Origin of the sequence: Microbacterium sp. PF5, assembly GCF_004794315.1 — a bacterium.
Taxonomy (GTDB): domain Bacteria; phylum Actinomycetota; class Actinomycetes; order Actinomycetales; family Microbacteriaceae; genus Microbacterium; species Microbacterium sufflavum.
Map to the genome: position 1 here is coordinate 1 of NZ_SSDQ01000061.1, position 13,673 is coordinate 13,673.

15 protein-coding genes are annotated in these 13,673 nt (G+C 71.4%); 10 read left to right on the plus strand and 5 right to left on the minus strand.

Features of this window, described 5'->3' with window-relative positions; all coding sequences use genetic code 11:
• From DW297_RS04030 to DW297_RS04045, 4 genes are all read left to right on the plus strand, one after another.
• On the plus strand, positions 1-778 hold a 778-nt coding region (locus DW297_RS04030; protein ID WP_136029620.1), incomplete at its 5' end, for a VWA domain-containing protein.
• On the plus strand, positions 775-1,845 hold the full coding sequence (locus DW297_RS04035; protein WP_136029622.1) for a VWA domain-containing protein: 1,071 nt from the start codon (positions 775-777) through the stop codon (positions 1,843-1,845). The genes DW297_RS04030 and DW297_RS04035, both read left to right, overlap by 4 nt.
• Positions 1,842-2,597, plus strand: coding sequence for a hypothetical protein (locus tag DW297_RS04040; RefSeq protein WP_136029625.1), 756 nt, complete (start codon positions 1,842-1,844; stop codon positions 2,595-2,597). The genes DW297_RS04035 and DW297_RS04040 overlap by 4 nt, the downstream gene beginning before the upstream one ends.
• The gene (locus DW297_RS04045) at positions 2,591-3,691 is read left to right on the plus strand and encodes a hypothetical protein (protein WP_136029627.1); all 1,101 of its coding nucleotides are present in this window, start codon (positions 2,591-2,593) and stop codon (positions 3,689-3,691) included. The genes DW297_RS04040 and DW297_RS04045 overlap by 7 nt, the downstream gene beginning before the upstream one ends.
• A gap of 19 nt (positions 3,692-3,710) precedes the next feature.
• Here the strand turns inward: DW297_RS04045 and DW297_RS04050 are convergent, their stop codons facing one another.
• The 3 genes from DW297_RS04050 to DW297_RS04060 form a co-directional block, all read right to left on the minus strand.
• Positions 3,711-4,811 (minus strand): ATP-binding protein, encoded by a 1,101-nt coding sequence (locus DW297_RS04050; RefSeq protein ID WP_275092299.1) that lies wholly within the window; start codon positions 4,809-4,811, stop codon positions 3,711-3,713.
• 50 nt (positions 4,812-4,861) lie between these two features.
• A complete protein-coding gene (locus DW297_RS04055) occupies positions 4,862-5,857 on the minus strand; it encodes a hypothetical protein (protein ID WP_240744508.1) in 996 nt (331 codons plus the stop codon).
• 115 nt (positions 5,858-5,972) lie between these two features.
• The gene (locus DW297_RS04060) at positions 5,973-6,941 is read right to left on the minus strand and encodes an alpha/beta hydrolase (protein ID WP_136029633.1); all 969 of its coding nucleotides are present in this window, start codon (positions 6,939-6,941) and stop codon (positions 5,973-5,975) included.
• 139 nt (positions 6,942-7,080) lie between these two features.
• Here DW297_RS04060 and DW297_RS04065 point away from each other — a divergent pair, with 139 nt between their 5' ends.
• Positions 7,081-7,779 carry a phosphotransferase family protein gene (locus DW297_RS04065; protein ID WP_168442790.1) on the plus strand — a complete coding sequence of 233 codons (699 nt, stop codon included), beginning with the start codon at positions 7,081-7,083 and terminating at the stop codon, positions 7,777-7,779.
• 104 nt (positions 7,780-7,883) lie between these two features.
• Positions 7,884-8,291 carry a pyridoxamine 5'-phosphate oxidase family protein gene (locus DW297_RS04070; RefSeq protein ID WP_136029637.1) on the plus strand — a complete coding sequence of 136 codons (408 nt, stop codon included), beginning with the start codon at positions 7,884-7,886 and terminating at the stop codon, positions 8,289-8,291.
• 7 nt (positions 8,292-8,298) lie between these two features.
• Here DW297_RS04070 and DW297_RS04075 read toward each other — a convergent pair whose 3' ends face one another.
• Complete coding sequence (locus DW297_RS04075; RefSeq protein ID WP_136029639.1) at positions 8,299-9,006, minus strand: ZIP family metal transporter; 708 nt, start codon at positions 9,004-9,006, stop codon at positions 8,299-8,301.
• 209 nt (positions 9,007-9,215) lie between these two features.
• Between DW297_RS04075 and argG the strand changes: the two genes are divergently transcribed.
• Positions 9,216-10,661 carry an argininosuccinate synthase gene (argG, locus tag DW297_RS04080; protein ID WP_136029641.1) on the plus strand — a complete coding sequence of 482 codons (1,446 nt, stop codon included), beginning with the start codon at positions 9,216-9,218 and terminating at the stop codon, positions 10,659-10,661.
• 49 nt (positions 10,662-10,710) lie between these two features.
• Here argG and DW297_RS04085 read toward each other — a convergent pair whose 3' ends face one another.
• Positions 10,711-11,370: a GntR family transcriptional regulator gene (locus DW297_RS04085; protein WP_136029643.1), complete on the minus strand. Its 660-nt coding sequence runs from the start codon at positions 11,368-11,370 to the stop codon at positions 10,711-10,713.
• 256 nt (positions 11,371-11,626) lie between these two features.
• Between DW297_RS04085 and DW297_RS04090 the strand changes: the two genes are divergently transcribed.
• From DW297_RS04090 to DW297_RS04100, 3 genes are all read left to right on the plus strand, one after another.
• The gene (locus tag DW297_RS04090; protein WP_136029645.1) at positions 11,627-12,253 is read left to right on the plus strand and encodes a TetR/AcrR family transcriptional regulator; all 627 of its coding nucleotides are present in this window, start codon (positions 11,627-11,629) and stop codon (positions 12,251-12,253) included.
• Complete coding sequence (locus DW297_RS04095) at positions 12,250-13,011, plus strand: hypothetical protein (RefSeq protein WP_205828225.1); 762 nt, start codon at positions 12,250-12,252, stop codon at positions 13,009-13,011. Before DW297_RS04090 ends, DW297_RS04095 begins: the two co-directional genes overlap by 4 nt.
• Positions 13,008-13,673 (plus strand): YhgE/Pip family protein (locus DW297_RS04100; protein ID WP_205828226.1); only part of this gene is annotated, 666 nt, incomplete at its 3' end. The genes DW297_RS04095 and DW297_RS04100, both read left to right, overlap by 4 nt.

A 13,673-nucleotide genomic window follows, 5' to 3' on the forward strand; every position in this document is an offset into this window, starting at 1 on the left:
CGAAGTCGATCTCGAAGAACTCGTGGCCGGCGTGGTGGCCGCGCGACCCATGGCCGCGCAGACCATCCAGCCGGTCAACAGCAGCCGCGACATCATGCTGTGTCTCGACGTGTCGGGGTCGATGAGCGAGGTCGACGTCGAGGTGCTGTCGGTGTTCGAGGAGCTGCTGGACGGCTTCGAGGGCGAGCGCATCGGGCTGACGATCTTCAACAGCTCGCCCGTGCAGATCTTCCCCCTGACCGACGACTACGACTTCATCCGCGAGCACCTGACGAGCATGGTGTCGAGCTTCGACTACGTCGACCGCATCCCCGAGCACTGGGTCGGGACCCTCAACGGCGACGGCGCCTCGCTGATCGGCGACGGCCTGGCCGCGTGCGCGATGGGCTTCGACCATCCCGACGACGACCGGTCGCGGTCGGTGATCTTCGCGACGGACAACGAGGTGAACGGCGCCTCGATCGTGACGCTGCAGGAGGCGGCGGCGTACGCCGCGTCGAATGGCGTGCGGGTTTTCGCGATCAACCCGGTCGAGGGCAAGGACGCCGCGGTGAGCGCCGAGCTGACCGCCGCCGCCGAGGCCACCGGCGGCGCGGCCTTCGGTCTGCGCGACACCACGACCGTGTCGGACATCGTCGACCAGGTGCAGGAGCAGGACGCGACGGCGCTGCGCGGTGAGGCGCAGGTGGTGTGGACCGACGCTCCGAACCTGTGGATCGCGGTGCTGTCGGTCGTGGCGCTCGGCTTCGTGCTGCTGGCGTGGAGGGTGCGACTGTGATCTTCCAGCCCGTCCTCCCCCTGATCCTCGTGGTGCTGCTGTGCGGTGCCGTGGCCGCCGCCGCGGTGTGGATGCTGGTGCGCGCACCCCGGGCCGGCGGCGAGCGCGTGACCGACCGCCGTGCGATCGCCGCGCACCGCTCGCTGTGGGCCCTGCGACTGCTGATGGTGCTCGCGTGCTTCGCGATGCTGCTGCGCCCTGGCATCCCCGGCGGCGCGACCCAGACCCTCGCGACCGACACCGACGTCGTGCTGGTGGTCGACACCACCGCCAGCATCGTCGCGGAGGACTGGGACGAGGGCTCTCCGCGGCTCGACGGGGTGCGCGCCGACGTGCGCGAACTGGTCGCGCAGTACCCGGGGGCACGGTTCGCGATGATCACCTCCGACGCGTCCGCCCAGCTGCGGATGCCGCTGACCACCGACACCACCGCGCTGATCGGTTCGCTCGACGTGCTGCGCCCCGAGGTCACCAGCCAGTCGCGCGGCAGTTCGATCGGGGTCGCCGCCGGGCTGCTGGAGGACACGCTGCGCTCCGCCGCCGAGGCCTCGCCGGACCGGTCGCGCATGGTGTTCTACCTCGGCGACGGCGAGCAGACCACGGGCACCACGCCCGAGTCGTTCGACAAGAGCGCGAAGTACACGGATGCGGGGGCGGTGTTCGGCTACGGCACCGCGGAGGGCGGTCCGATGCGGGTGACGAGCGGTGGCGTGAGCGGCGGCGAGGGCGAGTACATCCAGTACGAGGGCTCGGACGCGCTGTCGGTGATCGACGAGCAGAACCTGCAGACCGTGGCCGAGCAGCTGGGCGTGGAGTACCAGCACCGCACCGCCGACACCGAGCCCGTGCTGCCGGAGGCGCCGTCGACGACGACCAGCTACGCCGAATCGGGCGAGGTCGGCAACGTCACAGAGCTGTACTGGATCGCGGCGCTCGTGCTGCTCGCGCTCCTCGGGGTCGAGCTGCTGCGGGCGACCACGCTCATCGCGCGGCTCCGGGGACTCGCACCCGCCCGCCGCCGCGACTCCGTCGACCGCGCACCCGCGAGAGACGGAGGCGGCGCATGACCGCGCACGACGACACGGCGGCCGCGCTGCTGCGGTCCCACCGACGCCGCCGCCGCATCCGCCGCTGGGTGGCCATCGGCACGCTGCCGCTCACTCTCGCCGCACTGCTCGTGGTGGGCAAGATCCTGAGCATGTACGCGTTCGCGCACCAGTCGATCACGTCGTACGTGGTCGACGACTTCGCCGGGTCGGAGTCCGCCGCCCGCGGCCAGGAGTTCCTGAACTGGTTCGAGCCGTACAAGGCGCCGTACAACATCGGCACCGCCCTCGCCGGTGCGGAGGAGCTGCCGGCGGCCAGAGCGGAGCTGGAGCGGGCGCTCGACCTCGCCACCGGACTGGAGGTGTGCGCGGTGCGCATCAACCTCGCGCTGGTCGTGGAGCGGATGGGCGATGCGGCCAGGGCGGACGGCGACGGTGCCGCGGCCGCGGAGCTCTACGGCGAGGCCCTCACGCTCACGGTGGAGACGCCGGAGGAGTGCCGCAGCGAAAAGGCGCAGCAGCAGTCGCCCGACCCGCAGCGCGACATGTCCGACACCCTCGACGGCGCGGAGGACCGGCTCAAGCAGAAGCAGCAGGAGCAGGAACAGGAGCAGCAGCCGCAGGAGCCCGAGGAGCAGGAGCAGGAGGAGCAGCCACAGCCGTCCGACGACAAGCTGCAAGACCTCCAGGACAAGCTCAACCAGGGCACGCAGGAGCGCGACCAGCAGCAGGGCGACGATCCGGGCGGCTCGGGAACGGACAAGCCATGGTGAGCGACAACGAGCGTCAGCGCGCCCGCTATGTGGGCGGGGCCGAGGGCGCGCCGCCCGTCCCTCCCCCCGGCGGGTATGCGGGGGCCAAGCGGCGACAGCCCGACCTCACACCTCCGCCGCTGCCCGCGGCACCGGTCGACGAGAAGCGCACCCCGGGCTCCGCGTTCGGCTGGATCGCCCTCGTCGCGGCGATCCTGTTCTCCCTGACCCTGCTCGGGGTGCTGGCCGCCGGCGGCACCGACCTGCTGTACGGGGTCACGTTCCTCGCCCTGCAGCTGGTGGTGCTCGGCGTCGTGGTCGCGGCGCTGTTCTCCCCGGGTGCACGACGGCTCGGCGCGATCGCCTTGGTGGTGACGGTGCTGCTGAACGTCGCGACCGTCGGCGCGCTGAGCGCCCTGCGCACGTCCGCCTCGGGCGACTACGAGGGCGTGAAGACCGCGGAGCAGCGGCACGCGGAGGGGTATCCGGGCATCAAGGGCACCGACCCCCAGCAGGCACTGTCGCAGCAGTCGCTGGAGGAGGTGCGGGCCACGGCCGACGAGCTGTTCGCGGATGTGCGCGCCCGGCTCACGGACGAGTTCGGCTACACGTGGACGCCGGTGGGCGCGGAAGACCTGCGGCCGGAGCGCAACGGCTACGGCGGCGAGTCGATGCTGTACGAGTTCACGACGGCCGCGTGGGCGACGAACGAGCCGGTGCAGGACTACGACCGCAAGCTCGAGGTCATGCGGGTGGTGAACGAGGTCGTGCTCGACCACGGGCTGTGGGATCTGTACGCGTTCAACGACCCGGCGAACTCGGGCATCGACCCGTCGATGATCGCGAAGCTCTACGGCAGCGACGACCCGCGCACGCAGACCACCTGGGAGTACTACACCGAGAACTACCCGGATCCGCTGCGGTTCTACGCCAACATCTACGACCTGTCGAACGACGTCGACGGCGGTTTCCGCACCTCGCGGGAGGCGCAGAGCGCCCGCACCGGCGAGCCACTGGAGGGCCTGCAGCTCGTGGTGATCGCGAGCGCCGTGCTGAGCGAGGCAGACCGTGCCGAGTTCCAGGAGAAGCTGCAGGACTACCCCGGCTTCGAGTGACCTCAGTCAGTCGCGCTGCCTACTCGTCGGTGTCCGCCTGGCGCCGGATGAACCTGTCCATGTTGGGCACCGTGAAGCTGACGTACCCCCGACGTTCGGCATAGATGATCCCCTTCTCGATGAGAGACTGCCGAACGGGACTCAAGGACGTCGCCGCGGTTCCGAGCTGCTCCGCGATCGCCGACGTGCTCGCCATGTCTCCCCCTCCCACGTCCACCATCGCGCGCAAGTACTGCCGCTCACCGGGAGTCGTGCGATCCCACCGAGCCGGGAAGAAGCTCTGATCGAGATCGGCGTTGCCTTCGGCGATTCCCGCGACGGCGATCTCACGATCGATGTTCCGATCGGGGGCGATGTCCCAGACGGCTTTCCCGAACGTCTGAAGGAAGAACGGGTACCCCTGCGCCTCGCCGAGGATCGCCTCCAACGCATCATCGGAGATCTTCGCTCCCAGCGCCGTCGCTGGGTTTCTGACCGCGGCTCTCGCTTCTTCGTCCGGCAGCGCCCCGACCTCGCGGATCGTGAACCGCTCCGCGTAGGAGCGGGCCTCCGCGAGCGTGCGGCGAAGCGTCGACAGTCCCGCTCCGATGATGAAGAATGGCCAATCCGACTGCACGGCGCGATGCTGAACGGCGAGGAGCGCCGTCAGCAGATCGACATCCAGGTCCTGCATCTCGTCGACGAAGATCGCCAACGCACTGTTGTTCTTCCTCAGCGGCTCAGCCAGGTCGGCCACGAGTTCTTCGAGATCGACTTCGAGGAGCCCGGAGTTCGCACGATGGTCGGAGCGGTCCACGCCGAGGTTCATCGACACGCCCGCGACGGTGAACGAGAACGCCGAGATCGTCGAGATCGCCGTCTTGACCTCCTCGACGGCGGAACGGAATCGAGCCATCTGCCGTCCTGCCATGGCGATGCCTCGTCCGAGCGACTGACGAACGGCCAGCCGCCCGGACTGACCCGGCCTGGCTTCGAGCTGGACCGTCACCCATCCGGCGCGGCCGACCAGCTGCTGTAACTCATTGAGGAGGACGGTTCTTCCCACTCCGCGGAGGCCGTACATGATGAGACCGCCCGGCTCCGGGTCGGAAAGGGTCGAACGCGGGCTGCACCTGGGCAATCTAGATCGTTATTGATCTCTATTGCAGAATACGAATATTTCGAGTGACCTCAGTCCCCGAGGGCGAGCAGCATTCGCGCCGCCACGTATCGAGCCTGCCCGAGCGGAGTACGGGGATCGTAGCCTAGGGTCTCGATCAGTGCCGTGAGCCGCTCCTGCACGCTCGAGTGATGCCGTCCCAGACGCACGGCAGCGGCGCGCACGCTGTGCTCGTCCACGACCGCATCGAGCAGTTCGCGATGGCGGGCGTCGATGCGGCTGAGGGCCACCACGTCGGGATGCCGGGAATCGCCGTCCGCGGTCTGCGCGACCAGGAGCAGGACGCCCAGGTCGGTCGCGTCGACGAACGGTCGCTCATCGCTGGTCAGCCGGACGGCCACGAGCGCCGCCGACCAGGACGAAGGCAGGTTCTCTGCACGCGCGACCGTGCCCGCACCGAGCCGCACCGCGCCGGAGGCCTCCCATGCGGACGCCGGCTCGACGTCGGCGGGGAGAATCGTCGCCCGCGTGAGGCCGTGGCGAGTGGCGACGATCGCCGACGCGTGCGCGGGCGACGGCGACGGATCGGGCGGCGACGCCACCACCCGCAGTGCTCCCGGGGCGAGACGCAGTCGGGGCAGCACCGCCGCCCGCTCGTCGACGGCCGCGTAGGAGCTGATGGCGAGCTCGACGGCGCCGTCCTCGCCGACCCGTCGCCGAGCGCGGATGATGCCGAGCGCGAGAGCGAGGCGTTCCAGGATCATCGCGTCGTTCGTGTGCAGCTCACCCTCCCGCTCGATCCAGACCACCGCGTCCGGGCCGCTCTCGCGCGTCGGCCAGGTCGAGGACAGCACGACGGGATCGATGCGGACGCCGTCGGCGCGGACGCGCACGACCTGCGCACCATCCCTCTGGCCGACCGTCGCGCCGCTGAGCACGGCCGCACCCCTGAGCATGCTCTCCACGCCGACGGAGCGGGAGACCAGCGCGTCGAAGTACGTCACTACCTTCAGAGTCTCGCTGGCATCGGGATCGAGGGCGGTGATCCGCCCCAGCAGATCTTGCATGTCGGGCTCCATCGCGCGGGGGTTCCACCCTACTGCGGCCGCTCCCGTCGCCGTCTCCTCGCTCCCGGCGCTGGCGGGCGACGGAACGGGCGACGGGAGCGGGTCGAGCAGGGGCTCAGGCGAGCAGGCGGTTCACCCAGTTGTCGCGGGCGGCCAGCATGGCCTGCGCGACGGCGGCATGCGGGGCGAACATGTCGAAGCCGTGGAAGCCCCCCGCCCAGACGTGCAGCTCGGCGTGCACGCCCGCTTCCCAGAGCTTCGTGGCGTAGGCGACGTCCTCGTCGCGGAAGACCTCCGCGCTGCCGCAGTCGATGAACGCGGGCGGGAGACCGCTGAGGTCGGTGGCCCTGGCCGGTGCCGCGTAGATCGAGACGTCGTCGCCGCCCCGCCGGTCACCCAGGAGCGCCGTCCATCCGGTGAGGTTGGAGCCGCGGTCCCACACCCCGATGCCGTCGATCTGCCGCGTCGAGACGGTGGCGTCGCGGTCGTCGAGCATCGGGTAGATCAGCAGCTGCCCGATCAGCTCGGGGCCGCGCCGGTCTCGGGCGAGGAGCGCCGTGCCGGCCGCCAGGCCTCCGCCGGCGCTGCCCCCGCCGATCAGCAGGCGGGTCGGGTCGATGCCGAGCTCGTCCGCGTGGTCGGCCGCCCAGCGCAGCCCCGCGTAGCAGTCCTCCACCGGGTAGGGATCCGGGAACTCGGGGGCCAGCCGGTACTCGACGGTCACGATGACGCCGTTGTAACGCTCGGCCCAGTCCAGGAAGCCGACCACGCCGAGCCAGCGGTTCCCGATGATCATGCCGCCGCCGTGGGTGTGGAAGAAGCCGGGCCCGGTGCCGGTGCGGCCCTGCTTCTCGATCACCGACACCACGATCTCTCCGTCGTCGTGGCTGGTGATCGACACGTCGCGCCAGGTGAAGCCGCGCTCCGAGAGCACCGAGAAGATCTCGTCCTCGCCGCTGACGGGGCTCTCGCGCAGGAGCGGGATCATGTCGGCGGTGAGCGTGGGGGGCAGTTGGTCGCCGACCAGGGCGAGGGCCGCCTCCAGCTCGGGGTCGAACGGGGGACGGGCGAGCGTGTCGGTCATCAGAACTCCTTTGTCCTCGCCACCGACGCGGTGGCATGCCCCCAGGATCGTGCGGGCCGCACCCGAGGGTAACCCGCCACCTGCGGCGGATACGGGCCGATCACTCCGCCGTCCGTCGGGGTGCTGCGAGGATGGCGGGATGCGGCAGGGTGCGGTCGGGACGGTGCGGCTGGTCGAGCGCGACGGGCGCCGGCTGGTCGAGAAGCGGTTGTCCGACCCGGCGCGTCACGACACCGAGGTGCGCGCGCTGCGTGCCCTCGCGGATTCGGGGCTGCCGGTGCCACAGGTCGTGGAGGAGGGCGCCGGAGTGATCCTGATGACCGAGCTGCCCGGCGCCCGACTGGACGAGGGTGATGCGGACACGCGGCTCGCCGCACTGCGGGCGTCGGCCGTCCTCCTCCGGCGGCTGCACGACCTCGTCGCCCCAGAGGACCTGCCGCCCGCGCCCGACGACGCCGCGATCATCGCCCGGTACCGCGCCGCCGACGGTCCTGCCCTTCCCCTGGCGATCCCGCCCTCGGCCGGCGTCGTCTTCTGCCACGGGGACTGGACCGACGGCAACGTGCTCGCGGCGGACGGCCGCATCACCGGTGTCGTGGACTGGGAGGCCGCGCACGCGGGCGATCCGGTGCGCGAGCTGTCCCGCGCGGCATGGGGCGCCGCGCGCAAGGATCCCCGCTCGGCCGATGCGCTGATCGAGGGGTACGGCGCCGACCCCGCGGCGGTGCGGGCGTGGTTCCCGATCCACGCCGCGGAGCTCTGGCTGTGGTTCGCCGAGGCCGGTCCACCCGAGTACTTCGCGCAGCTCACGGCCGAGTTGCGCGCCTGGCCGGGCTGAACGAAGCCGGGCCGAACGAAGGAGCCTCGTCCGGTCCGGGCGATGGGCCCTCGAACATCCACCGGCCGCTGGCTACACTGGCGCCACACGGAGGGAGCATCCGCATGATCCGAGAGCTCGAGCCCGATCAGTCCTACGAACTGCTGACCACCACCACGGTCGGCCGCATCGGATTCCTGCACGACGGCCGCGTGCACATCCACCCGGTCAACTACGCCCTGTCCGGCCGCGACATCCTGTTGCGCACCTCGGCGGAGGGGCTGCTGGCCGCCGTGACGACGGTGCCGGCGGCGGTCGCGTTCGAGGTCGACTATCACGACCCGCTGGGCGCCACGGCGTGGAGCGTGCTGATGCACGGCACCCTGTCGCGCGCGCCCGAGGAGGATGCGGCCGGCATCTCGGCCCGCGTGCACCCGTGGGCCGGAGAGGACCGCGACCTGGCCCTGCTGCTGCACATCGAGACGATGTCGGGCCGCAGCGTGCAGCGCGACAGCCGCACCCCGAAGGTCTGACCCCGCGTCAGGACGCGAAGGCGAGCCCCGCGGCGAGCGCGAAGCCGAGCACGGTCGCGAGCCCGGTCGACTCCTTGGCCTTGGACTGCGCCTCGGGCACCATCGAGTCGACGAGCATGACCAGCAGCGCGCCGGCCGCGAAGCCGCTCGCCCCGGAGCGGAACACGTCGCCGGTCACACTGGCGAGGGCGAACCCGGCGACCGTGGCGGCGGCGCACGCCACCGCGACCCCCAGCCACAGCAGCAGCACGCGCGACTTCGCCATCCCGCCGTCGAGCAGGTCGGCGGCGGACCCGATCGACTCCGGCAGGTTCGACACCAGGATGGCGACCACGAGCGCGATGCTCACCGGCTCCCCCGAGGCCAGACCGATGCCGAGCACGAGCTGCTCGGGAATGCCGTCCAGCAGAGCGCCGACGGCGAGCTGCCCGCCCCCGGCCTGCCCCTTCGTGCGGGCGGCGCGGGCGTCAAGGATGCGGGCGGCGACGTAGTAGCTGAGGGCGCCGAGCGCGACACCGGCCACGAGGGGGAGCGGTCCGCCGCGGTCCAGCCCCTCCTCCCACAGCTCGAACGCGATGGAGGCCATGAGGGCTCCCGCGCCGAAGCCGAGCACGATGCCGAGCCAGCGCGGCGGCCAGGTGCGCAGCAGGGCCAGGACCGCACCGACGAACAGCGGCGCCGCGGCGACGGCTCCCCACAGGATCGCTCCACCCATACGCACCTCCGGCCCCACTCTGGCACGGGAAGAGGACTTCGGACGCCAAGCCCCGGCGTGGCCGTCCACGACCAGAACCCGGCGCACGGCGATGCGCTCGACGTCACCCGCGGGCGGGCGCTGGGACTGGCGGGCGGCACTCGGTGTGCAGGTACGCCTGATCTGACGCACGGAAAGGCGACACGCCGCCCGCCGATAGACTGGAAGGCATGTCCAAGGTCCTCCAGTCCCTGCCCGTCGGCGAGCGCGTCGGCATCGCCTTCTCCGGAGGACTCGACACCTCCGTCGCCGTCGCCTGGATGCGCGACAAGGGTGCGGTGCCGTTCACCTACACGGGCGACCTGGGGCAGTACGACGAAGACGACATCGCATCGATCCCCGGCCGCGCGCTGGAGTACGGCGCCGAGGCCTCCCGGCTGATCGACTGCAAGACCGCGCTGGTCGAGGAGGGCTTCGTCGCGCTGTCGTGCGGCGCGTTCCACATCCGCTCCGGCGGCAAGACCTACTTCAACACCACGCCCCTGGGCCGCGCCGTGACGGGCACGCTCCTGGTGCGCGCGATGCGCGAGGACGGCGTCGACATCTGGGGCGACGGCTCCACCTACAAGGGCAACGACATCGAGCGGTTCTACCGCTACGGCCTGCTGGCCAACCCGCGTCTGCGCATCTACAAGCCGTGGCTCGACGCCGACTTCGTGACCGAGCTCGGCGGCCGCAAGGAGATGAGCGACTGGCTCGTCGCCCACGACTTCCCGTACCGCGACTCCGCCGAGAAGGCGTACTCGACCGACGCGAACATCTGGGGCGCGACGCACGAGGCGAAGACGCTGGAGCACCTGGACGTGTCGCTGGAGACCGTCGACCCGATCATGGGCGTGAAGTTCTGGGACCCGTCCGTCGCGATCGAGTCCGAGGACGTGTCGGTCACGTTCGAGGGCGGCCGTCCCGTCGCGATCAACGGCGTCGAGTTCGCCGACCCGGTGGCGCTCGTGATGGAGGCGAACGCGATCGGCGGACGTCACGGCCTGGGCATGAGCGACCAGATCGAGAACCGCATCATCGAGGCGAAGTCGCGCGGCATCTACGAGGCCCCGGCCATGGCGCTGCTCTTCATCGCGTACGAGCGCCTGGTCAACGGCATCCTCAACGAGGACACCCTCGCGACCTACCACGAGCAGGGCCGCCGCCTCGGCCGCCTCATGTACGAGGGCCGCTGGCTCGAGCCGCAGTCGCTCATGCTGCGCGAGTCCATCCAGCGCTGGGTCGGCTCGACGATCTCCGGCACGGTCACGATCCGCCTGCGCCGCGGCGACGACTGGACGATCCTCGACACGGTCTCCCCGAACCTGTCGTACGGCCCGGAGAAGCTGTCGATGGAGCGCGTCGGCGACGCCGCGTTCGGTCCGGTCGACCGCATCGGTCAGCTCACGATGCGCAACCTCGACATCGCCGACTCGCGCGCACGCCTCGAGCAGTACGCGGGACTCGGCCTCGTCGGCGGCGCCACGGGCGAGCTCGTCGGTCGCGTGACCGCGGGCGAGTCCGCCGAGATCACGGGCGCCGTCGAGGGCTCGGTCTCCGAGGCCGACGAGACGCTGGCCGACGCGGTGGACACGGCATCGGAGCGCGCGGCCTTCGACTCCGGCACCGACTGAGCACGGTCACGACGAAGGGGCGCTCCACGCGGAGCGCCCCTTCGTCGTGTCAGGCGTCGGCCGGCGGCACGTCCACGTGGCGGCTGCGCTCCTCGGCGCGGTCGATGACCGCAGGGAGCACGGTGTCGAACAGGGTGATGAGAGCGGCGCGCGTGCCGACCGCGTCGCGCTGCGTCATGGCGAGACCGATCCCGGCGGTGGCCGAGCGGAGTGCCGCGAAGTCGAAGTCGCCCCTCGCCTGCGCGCTGAAGCGACGGATCTGCGGGCCGAGGAACTCGATCACGTTCGAGCGCGTGGCGTTTCCCTCGATGCGCGCGTACGCCACCGCGATCGTGCGCAGGGCGGCGCTGAACGCGGCGACGTCGGACGCATCCACGGCAGACGTCATGTCCTCCAGCAGCTCCGACAGATAGGTCACGTCGTCGTCGCCCATGAGCGGGGTGGCGTGTCGCACCGAGCCGATCCAGACGTCGCCGAACAGGGCGATCGCGTCGCGCACGTCGTCGAGGTCGATCGGAGCGACCCGGGTGAAGCGATTGCGCTGCATGTCCACGAGGCCCAGCTCGGCAAGGCGGTCGAGCGCATGCCGCACGGGCGTCTTCGAGGTCCCGAGAGCGTCGGCGAGCTCGTGATCCCGCAGCCGCTCCCCCGGTCGCAGCTCGCCCGTCACGATCGCTTCGCGCAATCGGTCGTACACGTCGTCGCTCATCGTCCGCCGCTCCAGCGGACTGTCCATCCCAGGCACACCGCACCCCTCTCCGTCATGGCGGTTCCCCCCGCCTCCTCGGACACCGCTGCCGTCGGATTCGCTCCGATCCACAGGGCCCCCCTGAATCCGCGCCCGAGCGCAACGCGTAACATAACACAGTTGAAATGGGAAGGACCGACATGTCAGCGCGGCCGTAGCGACCAGCGATCCGAGAACTATCTTGCACAACCTTGTGCATGAAAAGTATCCTGGATGCATGACCACCCGTGCCCCCCGCCGCGACGCCGTGGAGAACCGCGCCGGCATCCTCGCCGCCGCCCGCGCCGCCCTCGCCCTGGACCCGCACGCCTCGATCGACGCCATCGCCCGTAGCGCCGGCCTGTCGCGCCGCACGCTCTACGGCCACTTCGACGACCGCGAGGCACTGATCCGCGAACTCGTCTCCAGCGGCGCGCAGCGCTTCAACGCCATCGCCGCCTCGGTCGACGACGCCGACCCCCGCGTCGCCCTCGCCCGCCTCGCCTCCCTGCTGTGGCGGGAGGCCGTGCACGTGCAGGTCGCCGCGGCCCTCGCCCTCGACGAGGCGCACGTCACCCACACGGCCGCGGCGCTCTCCCCGCTTCGCGACACCCTGGCGGCCCTGGTGCGGTCGGGGCAGGACGCCGGCAGCTTCCGCACCGACCTGAGCGGACCGACGCTGGCGCGGCTCATCGAAGAGATCGCCCGCACCGTCGTCTCGCGCACCGAGGCCGCCGACCCCGCCACGGGCGACCTCGCCGTGCGCGCGGTCCTGAGCATCGCCGGGCTGTCGTGGCGTGAGGTCGACGAGCTGCTCTCCGACCACCCGGAGCTCGCCGCGACCGGGCAGGAGGTCCGCGCATGAGAATCGCCCTGCACGAGGTGAGCAAGGGCCGCAACGGCCAGGCGCTCCCGGTCACGAGTCTGGAGTTCCACACGGGGGCCGTGCGCTACGCCCTCGCCGAGACCGAGCAACGGCCCACCGTGCTCGGCCTCATCGCGAGCGGGCGCATGCGCCCCGACAGCGGGCGGGTGAGCATCGACGGGGCGAGCGACGCCAAAGACCTGCGCCACCGCGTCGCCCTCGTCGACGCCCCCGATGTCAGCGACCCCCACCCCGACATCACGCTCGCGGGGGTCGTGGGCGAGGAGCTGATGTTCGCCGGGGCCGGTGCCACCCCGCTGCACGCGCGGCGCTGGCTCGCGCGACTCGGGTTCGAGGAGCTCGCGCCGGTCCCCATCGGGAACATCGACCCCGCCGCGCGCGTGCGCCTGCTGTGCGAGCTCGCAGTCCTGCGGCGCGGTGTGGAGGGCATCGTGCTCGTCGCCCCCGACCGCCACGGCGGAAGCCCGGACGGCTGGTGGCGCATCGCGGGCGAGTTCGCCGACCGCGGCTACGCGATGCTCGTGATCGTCGGGGGCTCGGCCGCCGTGGCCCTCGAGCGCATGCACGAGCTCGACGCCGTCAACGCCTCCGGCCCCGTCGAGCCGCTGGTCCTCGCCTCACCCGACCCCGCACCCGCACCCGAGCCAGCACCCGAGCCGGTACCCGCACCCGAGCCAGCACCCGAACCCGAACCCGCACCCGAGGCCGAGGCCGAAGAGAGAGGAGACGCGCGATGAAGGTCCCGTCCATGATCGCCGCCGAGCTCCGGCGTCTCACCGCCAGCCGGATGGGCATCCTCGCCCTGGTCGCCCTGGTCTGCGTGCCCATCCTCTACGGCGGCCTGTACCTGTGGGCCAACCAGGACCCGTACGCCAAGTTCCCCGAGGTGCCCGTGGCCCTCGTGGTCGACGACGAGGGCGCCCCCGCCCCCACGACGGGCACGGAGTCCGCGACCGGCGAGACCGTGAACTACGGCGAGGAGGTGGCCGAGAACCTCCTCGACGGCAACGCGTTCGACTGGCAGCGGATGACCGCCGATGAGGCCGCCGACGCACTGCGCCACGGCACGGTCGACTTCACCGTCACCATCCCGTCGGACTTCTCCGCCGCCCTCACCTCGGCCGCGGGCACCGACCCGCACCAGGCGCGCATCGAGCTGGAGACCAACGACGCCAACAACTACCTCGCCTCCTCCATGGGCACGCAGGCGGTCGAGAAGATCCGCAGCTCCGTCGCCGAGATGGTCGGCAGCGAGGCCGCCGAACGGCTGCTCACCGGGCTGAGCGACATCCGCGACAGCCTCGTGTCGGCGACCGACGGCGCGAGCCAGCTCGCCGACGGCGCCGGAACCGCCGCGTCGGGCAGCTCCGCCCTCGCCGACGGCACCGCCCAGCTCGCC